The sequence below is a fragment of the Crocosphaera sp. genome (assembly GCF_030064895.1).
Classification (GTDB): domain Bacteria; phylum Cyanobacteriota; class Cyanobacteriia; order Cyanobacteriales; family Microcystaceae; genus Crocosphaera.
In genome coordinates this window covers 1-11,150 of record NZ_JASJEB010000127.1, presented here as the reverse complement: position 1 = coordinate 11,150, position 11,150 = coordinate 1, and the positions used below count along the sequence as shown (strand labels likewise).

Here is an 11,150-nt window from a genome sequence, read left to right as displayed (position 1 = left end):
TTACAGGTTCATGATATTGTCTTAATCAGACCTGCTACCATTCTGAAAACATCCAGTGGTAAAATTCAACGTTCTCGGTGTAAAGAACAGTTTTTACGTTATACTCCTGATGATTTGTCCCTGGATCAATCCTCAAAGGTGTATGGTAAACATTTAATGCGAATATAGTCAAACATTGTCATCTATGGTTGTGTATCAGTATAAGTTCAGATGAACGACCTACGCTCGTCTCAGGACAGAGCGTAGGCTTCTGGTATCCTCTTAAGAACTGCCAGAACTTCCTTAGACATACGGAATATTAAATTATTCAAGTCGATTAAATTATGTAATTATACTTAGTTTGATTTTCATATGTTTAATAGTTTTAAGTTTAAACGCTCTTAACCTTGATAATTCAACGAAAATATGTCAAAAAGGTTCTTTAAATATACAAATAGGTAATATTAAGTATTATTTAAAAAAGGAACTTAATTGTTAGAATTCGTTGAACGCTCATATTTATTTATATGGGGGCATATTGCCTTCATATAAATAACATGAGCGATTAGCTCATGTTATTTAAGTAGTCGGACATAAATAAACAACACTATATTACGAACTATTAAGGATGCAAGAAAACTGTCAAAGAATTCTTTTTAAAGTGTAATTTTCCCTAGTATAAGAAGCCCAGATAAATTGAGTGACTAATAGAGATATTAAGTAGTCGGAGATAAATAAAGGACACTATGTCAAGAATTATTAAGCAACTAACCAAGCTATCAACTTGTATAAAAATCACAGACTGTTATTGGGTTCAAATCTCCATATTTCTGATTGCATAAGGCTTTTAGCCTTGTTATCAATTCTCTCATGAATAATGCAGGATAGGCAAAGAAACGTGAAAACAACTACCATGCCCTAATTTACTTTCAACAGTAATTATTCCCTGATGGGAATGGGCGATCGCCTGAGCAATAGATAACCCCAAACCAGTTCCACCGCCACTATGACGAGCTTGATCGGCACGCCAAAACCGCTCAAAAATGCGGGGGACATCTTCTGGCGCAATACCAACGCCTGTATCATGGACAAAGACTTTAACATAACGATTGTCTTGTTCAAGAAAAACTAAAACCACTCCTTTTTCAGGGGTATAATTAAGGGCATTGTATAGCAAATTAGAGAATAAACGAGTTAAACACTGCTCATCACCCATGACAGAAACTTCAGGAAAAGCTTGATAATCTAATTCAATATTTTTTTCTACTGCTAAGGGTTCTAGTAAGTCAACTAATTCTTGTAATAAATCATTAAGTACAATGGATTGATGTTCAGCATTAGATTTTGTGTTTTCTTTTTCCGTACGAGCTAAAAACAATAAATCCTCAACTAATCTAGTCATCTGGTCTGTTGCTTTGGCGATGGCTCCGACTTTTCTGTTATCCTTCGCTTCAAAACGTTCTGGATGACGACACATAATATCAATAGAAGCTTTAATGGCTGTTAATGGACCTCGAAGTTCATGGGATGCGTTAGCCGTGAACTGTTGCTGCTTTATATATGCTTCTTCAATGGGTTTAACGGCGGTATCTGTTAAAAAATAACCACCCACAGCAGCTAAGCTAAAAGAACCGATAGCACTCAATGATAAAATCAGGAGTAATTGATTTGTCGAAGTTTCTAAATCTTCTAAAGATTGACTAATACGGACATAGCCTTCTGAATAAGGTTCTAAGTTCTCAGAAGTATTAACCGTAACCGACAAGGTAACACTCCGAACTTTAATATTACCCTTTTGAACAGGAATGTTAAATAAACCAGGTTCAGGTTGAGAAGAAATTTCTAAGGAACCTTGATGCCACAAGAGATTTTTGTTATTATCAAACCATTCTATAGATTGAGTTTCGGGTTCAAAAAGCTCTCCATCATCTAACTGGTTCAAAGATGAATAATTTTGATAAGAAATTTGACTAAAGGTTGGCGTAACAACTTCAGCCAAGGCCATTAACTTGCTATCAACTGCTTCAGATTGATGACGAGAAAAAGAAAAATAGATACTACTTCCAAAAAGAAGTAATATCCCCTCCATTACCAGCAAATAAAATAATAGAAGACGGAAGCGTAGATTTTGAAACATCAGTCATTCCTGCTCACAATTCCAAATTTATTTATCATAATCTAGGGTGACTCTCTGAGACGATATCCTAAGCCATAAACTGTCTCAATGACATTCGATTCTAGTCCAGCATTTTTAAGCTTTTGGCGCAAACTACTGATATGGGCTTTAACCGTACCCTCTTCAGGAATTTGCTCCATTGACCAGAGACGATCCAACAGTTGCGAGCGGCTAAACATACGACGAGGATTGCGTAGAAAAAACTCTAATAAACGATATTCTTTGGGACTTAGGTTTAACACTTTTTGTTGATAAGTAACATGACAAATATTGGTATCAACAGACAATTCTCCCCAAGTTAAAATAGGTGGTAAAGGTATTTTTTCTCGACGGAGTAAAGCACGGATTCTGGCTGCGAGTTCTTTTAGATCAAAGGGCTTGATTAAATAGTCATCGGCGCCTGCATCAAGTCCTTTTACTCTATCTTGAAGGGTATCTCTAGCCGTCAACATTAAAATCGGTGTTTGACAACCATTGGATCGCAGTTGTTGACATAAAGAAATTCCATCTAGTTTGGGCAACATGACATCTAAGACGATGACATCGTAATCAAAAACATCAACAAGTTCCTTGGCCTCTTCGCCATCAGTGGCTACTTCTACGATATAGTTTTGTTCTTCAAGGTCCTCTTCAATTGGTATGACAATGTTCTCATCATCTTCGACAACTAGGATTTTCATGGCGGCTGATGGAGGTAATTAACTAAAAAACAATCTAGAATGAACAGCAAAGGGTTAATCGGGTTGAACCATGCTAATTTGGCTAGGATTAAAACTACCAGGACGATTTTGCCCATAGTGAGCCAGCCACTTTAAGGTCTTGAGATCAATACCAGACCGTTGAGCTGCCTCTTCTAAAGTCTCACTACTACCCTTACGCAAGGAAAGGATAGCGGTTTGAACTTTTTTGTAGTTCCTAGTGCCGTACTTCAATTCATTGCGATTATCGGCAACAATTAATCCTACGGATAAATCGTTAGCTAAGGTAATGTGCTTTTTCATGGAGGTTTTAGCTTGGGGCGCAATCATTGCCGTTTGTGTCTGGGTGAACCGTATTGGACCCAAATCTTTGGGACTGATAAAACCTTTAGGAGCAGTTTTAGCTAATTCTTGAGCAGGGGACTGATGGTTAGTCAGGATAAGATCAGTGGCTGGGGTTTGGGGGACAACACTAACTTCCGAGACTGGTGATGGTGGTTTTTTCTTTTGAGCAACAGGAACCGAAATTTTTTGAGAGGTAGAGACTGGGTTTATTCTCACTGATCGTTGAGAAGAAACATTTGCCAACTTAGGTAAAGTAGGTATTTTGATGGAGGGCTGTGATCGGACTACTGTTGTTCGAGGTGAAGAAACAGGGGTTACTTTAGTCGAAGTATTATTCACCGATGGAGAGTTAGTCACCACTTGGGTATAGTTATTAGTCCTTTGAGAAGCCTCTAACTGTGCTTGTAATTCGTGTTTCTGAACTTCGAGTTGTTGTAAACGATCTTTGTAGTTAAGGGTGTCATATTCAATAGCTCGATGGAATTTGGAAGGAATATTATCTGTTATCCCTATGTTGCCTGAGTACAGCCTATGTACAACTCTAATCATAAGAAAACAGGGAATTGCAATGGCACAATTGATTAAGAACAGGGTCTTACTGACATCGAGTAATACTTTCATAGTAAACTCCTCATACAATATTGCTGTCTATCATAGCAAGCAAAGTTATTTTTATATCAGGACAAAAGTTAGCCTTGAGGAGCTTTCTCCTGATTCAACCCCATCAATAACCTTACTTTTCACGATCTACAGTTTGCGGACGACATTCGAGAACCAAAGCACTACTTTTTCTGGGTTTTTTCCATTTCATCAGCCATACCTGAATTTCTCACAAATTAATTTTTGAAAAGTTCGGTTTGACAAATCTTCCAATTTTGTTTAGGATGTGATGTTGAGTAAAGTTATATAGAAAACGGAGATGGGTGTGTCAACGAGCATACCATTTCTAGACCCTGACGGTCTTCGCTATCGACCCATAGTCTCATAAATCGTTGAAAAAAATAAACAACAACAACCGTAGATAGCCTATCAGAAAAGATAGCGTTTCGTCAAGGAAATTCTTGATGCTGTCCTTCGGTATTGAAATTAATAAAAGACTCAACTATGAGTAATTCACTAGAAGTATCCACTTCTGAACTTCAGCAGTCTTTTGATAGCTGTCTTGAGTCAGCTTATCAAGGAACATCTCAAATTGTCACCAAAGATGGCAAGGAATATGTTGCTCTGATTTCAATGGCTGACTTTCGACAGTTACAATACTTTAAGTATCTGATAGAAAAAGCCGGATTAGAGTCCCTGAAGGAAGAATGATAATACTTTGTAGGTGAATTGATCATGGTTATGAGTCTCTTACGTTTTAGTACCTAGAGACACACCAATGCGTATTACAGTGAAACTCAGCAAACAAGCAGAATCTACTCGAAAAAACTTGCCTATCGACTCTCGAGCCGCCATTGATGATTGTATAGGTCAATTAGAAAGCTCAACCTTCGTAGTTGGTGAGAGAAATTTGTCGAATACTGGTTATATCTGTTTACCGGTATATCCAACTTGGGAATTAATTATTTTTACTAGAGAAGAAAAACGAGCATTGTTAACCAGAGAAAAAATTTATCAGGTAAATATTATTAAAATTACCACCAGGGATTATTTAGAAGACTTTATCTCTAAACAATTGCCCAAGAATGGTGAAGTTTCTGGGCTTGCTACGTCACAGCTAAGTCAAGTTAGTAAATTAAGAAGATTAGGTCGGTTAGTTACTGATAGTTTAGATCAAGCAGGACGGTTTAGTATTGTATTTGCAGTTACTCCGATCATAATTGGATTTCTGTTAACACTATTGATCAGTAATACTTCAAATTCTAACCAGAACCATCAACCAGAAAATTCACCTAACCCATCCCAACAAAAAACAGAAAAATCTATGAAACAAGAATTAATAATCATCAATTCTTGCGCCATTACCAAGGTAATATAGGATTCCTGCCCATATTCCCCGAATTTATTACAAATTAATTTGAAAGCCCAATTTAAATTTGAATTCTTTTGTTAGCGATTGCTCTTAATAATGATAAGCACTAGCTATGGCAATAATAATCATTCTACAACTAATAGTTATTCTGGCTCCCAACTTGAGAAGATTAAGACGAATTCTCACTACTGTCGCTTTAGCCAATGAAGTTTTTTTTAATCGGACAAACCACTGGCCTATCATTTTCTCAGAAGCTTTGACCAAATCTTGACAATTGTAGGTTATTAATGGGGTTGAATCAGGAAAAAGCTACTCAAGGCTAACTTTTGTCCTGATACAAAAATAACTTTACTGATTGAATCCTATTAGTGTGAAGTGTGAGGAGTTATGTCTCAGTTAAAATATTCAGCCTGCTTAGCTGCTGAAGAAAATTTTGCTAGTCTTCTTAAACAAAGAGCTATATATCAACCATCCAAAACAGCCTATACCTTTCTCAGTAGTGGCAAGACAAAAGAATCTTCTTTAACTTATGAAAAATTAGATAGAAGAGCTAGGGAACTAGGGTCTATTCTTTATAGTCTTGGATTACAGGGAGAACGAGCTTTATTAATGTACACTCCTGGATTGGATTTTGTTATAGCCTTCTTTGCCTGTTTATATGCAGGAGTAATTGGCGTTCCTGTTTATCCACCCAAACGCAATCAATCTTTCCATAGATTACGGGCTATTATTAAAGACTGTGATGCAAAAGAAATATTAACAACTAGCACCATTCTCGGCAACTTACAAAAAGGTTTGAGGGATTATCCTGAATTACACAACTTCAAATTCTTAGGAACTGATAATCTCTCTAAACCATTTAGAGAAAGTTACAATTTACCAGAAATAAGAATCACTGAAAAAGATTTAGCGTTTCTGCAATATACATCAGGTTCAACGGGAAATCCCAAAGGGGTAATCGTTACTCACGAAAATTTATTAGTTAATTCTGCCGATTTAGATCGAGGATGGCAACATAATTCTGATAGCGTAATTGTAACTTGGTTACCCACCTTTCATGATATGGGTTTGATTTATGGGGTCTTGCAACCACTCTATAAAGGCATCCCTTGTTACATGATGTCTCCTGCAACCTTTTTACAGAGTCCTATTCGTTGGCTTCAAGCCATTACCCGTTACAAAGGAACCCATAGTGCTGCACCCAATTTTGCTTACGAACTCTGCGCTCGCAGAATTACACCTGAACAAAAAGAAACCCTTGACCTCAGTAGTTGGCAAATGGCTTTAAATGGGGCTGAACCCGTCAGAGCCGATGTTCTCGACCTTTTCTCCCAAGCCTTTGCTTCTTGTGGTTTTGAGCCCACTGCTTTTTGTCCTGGATATGGTTTGGCTGAAGCTACCTTAAAAGTAACAGCAGTTCGTACTAGAGAAGAGATTAACTTCTGTAAAGTCCAAACTGATGCCTTACGAGAAAATAGAGTGGTTGAAGCTCACTCAGAAGAGGAAAATCAACAAGTTTTAGTGGGATGTGGTAGGACAGAAATTGATACTGAAATTGTCATTGTTGACCCCAATACCTTAACCCCATGTAGCAAAGATGAAATAGGAGAAATTTGGGTAGCTGGTAAAACTGTTGCTCAAGGTTATTGGCAACGAGAAGCAGAAACGGCTAAAACCTTTCAAGCTACATTAGCCAATGGAGAAGGTCCATTCCTACGCACTGGAGATTTAGGGTTTCTCAAGGACGGAGAATTATTTGTGACAGGAAGACTAAAAGATGTCTTGATTATTAGAGGACGCAACCATTATCCCCAAGATATTGAAATGACTGTTGAACAATGTCATCGGGCCTTAAGACCTGGTTATGGTGCAGCTTTTACAGTGGAAACTGAAGCAAAACAACGACTTGTTATTGTGCAAGAAGTAGAGCGCACTTACCTAAGGAAGATAAACATTAAGGAGGTTGAGGAGGCTATTCGTAAAGCAGTGAGTCAGGCTCATGGGTTACAGGTTCATGATATTGTCTTAATCAGACCTGCTACCATTCTGAAAACATCCAGTGGTAAAATTCAACGTTCTCGGTGTAAAGAACAGTTTTTACGTTATACTCCTGATGATTTGTCCCTGGTTAAATCCTCAAAGGAATGCTTAACTCAAGCTTCCTCTATTTAAATGTATATTTAAATGTATAGTATGTTATGGTTTCCTCCCCTTCTAACGTAAATCATTTAGAGCCTGCCCAATCAGAGCTTTCTGAAATTAGCGGCAAGCGAACAAAAGAGCTTATTGAATGGCTTCGTGACTATGCTCAAAGACGAATTAATTCTCGTCTGATGGACGAACGAAGATGTATAACACCTAATATCGTTCTAGATTTCGGCAAACAAGGCTTGTTAGGGATGATTGTTCCCGAATCTCAAGGGGGTTTAGGGTTAACATACCATGATATGTTGAAAATAATTGAGCAATGTGCAGGGATTGATCTAAATTTATCCTCGTTTGTTGCAGTACATAACGTTTTAGGCATTTACCCTATTTTGAAGTATGGAACAAAAGAGCAAAAAGAAAAGTATTTGAATTGTTTAGCTCAAGGAAGGGATTTAGCTGCTTTTGGCTTAACAGAGCCTGACGCAGGTTCAAATCCAAGAGGAATTAAGACTGAAGCTATACCTGATGGCAAAGACGGCTGGCTTATGAGCGGAACTAAAATCTGGATTGGTACAGCATCTTGGTCAAGTGTGATTAATGTTTTTGCTCAGGTTGTTGATGAACAGGGAAAATCTTTAGGAGTTACCGCCTTTGCAATTCCAGAAAATGCTAAAGGACTCAAACAAGGCCATGAATTTCTAACAATAGGGATGCGAGGAATGGTTCAGAATGCTATCCATTTTGACCAAGTTACTGTCAGTTCTGAGAATATCTTGGGAGAAATTGGTAATGGGTTTGAAGTCGCTCAAGATGCGATGCGATTGGGGAGATTAGCGATCGCAGCCATGTGTGTTGGGGGAATGAAACGTTGCGCTCAGTTGATGTTGCGCTATGCTAGTCGTCGCTCTCTGGGAGTCGATAAGTTAATTCATAAACCCATTACCCTCGAGCGTTTGAGTGATTTAACAGCAGCAATAGGTGCAGTTGAATGTTTAGTCAAAACCATGTCTCAATGGTTAGACCAAGATATACCAGTTCCTGAAGAAGCTTTTTTGACGGCCAAAATTATTGCCCCCGAATTAATGTGGCAAGCAGCTGATCAATTGGTTCAGCTTTTAGGGGGACGCGGATATATAGAGTCCAATATTGCCCCTCAAATTCTCAGAGATGCGCGAGTCATGCGAATCTTTGAAGGTCCCACGGAAACCCTACAAGCACGATTGGGACTTCTAGCTTTATATTATGCGCCTAAACTATGCTCATCTCTTAATGAGTTGTTGGGAGTCTCCAACATTAATATTGAGTTGAACAAAGCGGTTGACTTTTGCAAAGCTCAAATTAATACACAAAATTTATCTAAGGAGGATAAGCAAGCTTTACGTCAAATCTATCAGCAAAAATTAGGTGATTTAGTTTCCTGGGCCTTTATGTTGGCTTGTTTACAAAAGTCAAATCGAAACGAGTCAACAGATGAACAAAAACGAATAGAGAAATGGACGGAAGAACATTTCCGAGCAAAACTATCTACTATTCTTCAAGAATCTCCCCTAAAATCAACTCTATTGTCTGAAACTCAAGTTGAAAGTTTGATCGAAAAATACATAGAAACTATTGGTGATGTTGAGCAAACTTTACCAGGAGAAAATACTGAACTTGATGAATATCTGTTAAAGTATTAATGCCCGTGAAATTTACAAAGTTACTGGATAACCAATGACCAGTCAAAATTCAGAAAAACCACCCAATAAATCACAGATTCAGGCTTGGTTAATATCTCAGTTAGCTCAGAAGCTTGAAATCGATCCTAATAAAATTGATATCACTTTACCTTTTGAAAGTTATGGCCTAGATTCCGAATCAGCAGTTGTTCTGAGTGGGGAACTTCAAGACTTGCTTAAATGCGATTTAGAGCCGACACTTTTATTCGATTACCCAACCATTGAGGCAGTGGCTGATTATATCGTTAAAGATTAAGTAAAGTAAAAAATGTTATTTATCAGTAAATTTAGGGAAACATAGTGAAGTAAGACTGAATCCTACGGAGAGTGAAACAACTGTGGAACCTATCGCAATCATTGGTATAGGCTGTCGCTTCCCATTTGCCGAGAATCCAGAAGAATACTGGCACTTATTGTCTAATGGTATTGATGGAATTAAAGAGGTTCCCTCAAATCGTTGGGACACAAAATTGCTGTACAGCGAAAGGCCAGTAACACCAGGCAAAATGAATACAAAGTGGGGAGGGTTTCTCGAACAAGTAGATGGCTTCGATACTGAGTTTTTTGGCATTTCCCCCCGTGAAGCCGAATATATTGATCCCCAACAAAGATTATTATTAGAAGTTTCTTGGGAAGCACTAGAAAATGGGGGTATTATTCCTCAAACACTAGCTTCAAGTCAAACGGGAGTGTTTGTCGGAATCAGTAACAATGACTATGCTCGATTAACGTTGCCAAATATCTCCGAAATTAGTGCTTATAGCGGTACAGGAAACGCTCTTTGTATTGCAGCCAACCGTTTATCTTACTTTTTAAACTTAAAAGGCCCTAGTTTCGCCATAGATACGGCTTGCTCTTCATCTCTTGTAGCAGTCCACTATGCTTGTCAAAGTTTGCGCCTCCAAGAATCAGAATTGTGTTTAGCTGGTGGTGTTAATCTCATATTATCTCCAGAATTCAGTATTACCTTTTCCCAAGCGCGGATGATGGCATCCGATGGTCGTTGTAAAACCTTTGATGCCAAAGCAGATGGTTATGTACGGGGTGAAGGGTGTGGGATGGTCGTCCTTAAACGCCTTTCAGATGCGCTACGGGATGGAAACAATATCCAGGGTGTTATTCGAGGCTCGGCCGTGAATCAAGACGGTTTAACAAATGGAATAACCGCCCCCAACGGACCTTCTCAACAGGCAGTAATTCGTCAAGCCTTAAAAAATGCCGAAGTTAAAGCCAATCAAATTAGCTATGTAGAAGCTCACGGAACTGGAACACCTTTAGGAGATCCTCAAGAATTTAGCTCATTAAAGCGAGTTTTAAGAGAAGATCGCCAGAACGATCAACCTTGCTGGATAGGTTCAGTTAAAACGAATATTGGCCATTTAGAATCTGCTGCAGGGGTTGCCGGTTTAATCAAAGTAGTATTATCCCTACAACATCAAAAAATCCCCCCACATCTTCATTTACAAGAACTGAATCCTTATATTTCTGTAGAAGGGACTCCTTTTGCTATTCCTACCCAATGCCAACCCTGGGAACCATTAAAAGAGAAACGTCTAGCAGGTGTAAGTTCTTTCGGGTTTGGAGGAACAAATAGTCATGTAATTGTTGAAGAAGCCCCCCCAAATCTAGAACCGGAAAAGAATCAAGATTCGTCTTTAGACCGACCTTATCATCTTTTAACCCTCTCCGCTAAAACTGAAACCGCCTTATTAGAGATGGCAAGTCGTTATCAAGAGTATTTGACATCTAATCCGGATGTTTCAGTAGCTGATATTTGCTTTAGTACCAATACAGGGCGATCGCAATTTAACCAGAAATTAGCAGTCATAGCTGATTCTAGAAAACAATTACAAAGTCATCTTCAAGATTTTACAGAAGGGAAAGAAAATCCTAGTTATATTCAAGGTAAATTTAGCCAACGTCAAATCCCCAAAATCGCTTTTTTGTTCACAGGACAAGGTTCTCAATATGTGGGAATGGGGAGACAACTATACGAAACGCAACCCATTTTTCGTTCTGTAGTTGACCAATGTAATGCAATATTACGTCCCCATCTATCGAAACCACTCTTAGAAGTTATCTATGGGGAAGATGCTGAAGTTTCCCTGATTAAT

At 38.3% G+C, this 11,150-nt stretch carries 9 protein-coding genes and 1 pseudogene; 6 read left to right on the top strand and 4 right to left on the bottom strand.

Annotated features, from left to right (window positions below):
- Positions 1-847: 847 nt before the first annotated feature.
- From QNJ66_RS23640 to QNJ66_RS23630, 3 genes are read right to left on the bottom strand one after another with little or no spacing between them, the layout of a single operon-like run.
- Positions 848-2,116, bottom strand: a complete 1,269-nt coding sequence (locus tag QNJ66_RS23640) for an ATP-binding protein (protein WP_300511104.1) — start codon at positions 2,114-2,116, stop codon at positions 848-850.
- Between the two features lie 41 nt (positions 2,117-2,157).
- On the bottom strand, positions 2,158-2,835 hold the full coding sequence (locus QNJ66_RS23635; RefSeq protein WP_300511103.1) for a response regulator transcription factor: 678 nt from the start codon (positions 2,833-2,835) through the stop codon (positions 2,158-2,160).
- A 54-nt stretch (positions 2,836-2,889) separates the two neighbouring features.
- The gene (locus QNJ66_RS23630) at positions 2,890-3,747 is read right to left on the bottom strand and encodes a hypothetical protein (RefSeq protein ID WP_300511102.1); all 858 of its coding nucleotides are present in this window, start codon (positions 3,745-3,747) and stop codon (positions 2,890-2,892) included.
- A gap of 555 nt (positions 3,748-4,302) precedes the next feature.
- Between QNJ66_RS23630 and QNJ66_RS23625 the strand changes: the two genes are divergently transcribed.
- Both QNJ66_RS23625 and QNJ66_RS23620 read left to right on the top strand, forming a co-directional pair.
- A complete protein-coding gene (locus tag QNJ66_RS23625) occupies positions 4,303-4,509 on the top strand; it encodes a type II toxin-antitoxin system prevent-host-death family antitoxin (protein ID WP_300511101.1) in 207 nt (68 codons plus the stop codon).
- Between the two features lie 67 nt (positions 4,510-4,576).
- Entirely contained in the window at positions 4,577-5,176 is a 600-nt protein-coding gene (locus QNJ66_RS23620) for a hypothetical protein (RefSeq protein WP_300511100.1), read from the top strand.
- Between the two features lie 52 nt (positions 5,177-5,228).
- Here the strand turns inward: QNJ66_RS23620 and QNJ66_RS23615 are convergent.
- Positions 5,229-5,389 (bottom strand): annotated as a pseudogene (locus QNJ66_RS23615) (IS1380 family transposase); the annotation flags it as partial.
- Between the two features lie 168 nt (positions 5,390-5,557).
- On the opposite strand from QNJ66_RS23615, the gene QNJ66_RS23610 reads away from it, so the two are divergent.
- From QNJ66_RS23610 to QNJ66_RS23595, 4 genes are all read left to right on the top strand, one after another.
- Complete coding sequence (locus QNJ66_RS23610; protein ID WP_300511099.1) at positions 5,558-7,342, top strand: fatty acyl-AMP ligase; 1,785 nt, start codon at positions 5,558-5,560, stop codon at positions 7,340-7,342.
- A gap of 26 nt (positions 7,343-7,368) precedes the next feature.
- Entirely contained in the window at positions 7,369-8,997 is a 1,629-nt protein-coding gene (locus tag QNJ66_RS23605; protein WP_300511098.1) for an acyl-CoA dehydrogenase family protein, read from the top strand.
- A gap of 34 nt (positions 8,998-9,031) precedes the next feature.
- On the top strand, positions 9,032-9,292 hold the full coding sequence (locus QNJ66_RS23600) for an acyl carrier protein (RefSeq protein WP_300511097.1): 261 nt from the start codon (positions 9,032-9,034) through the stop codon (positions 9,290-9,292).
- 82 nt (positions 9,293-9,374) lie between these two features.
- Positions 9,375-11,150: type I polyketide synthase (locus QNJ66_RS23595; RefSeq protein ID WP_300511096.1), on the top strand; the 1,776-nt coding region annotated here is incomplete at its 3' end.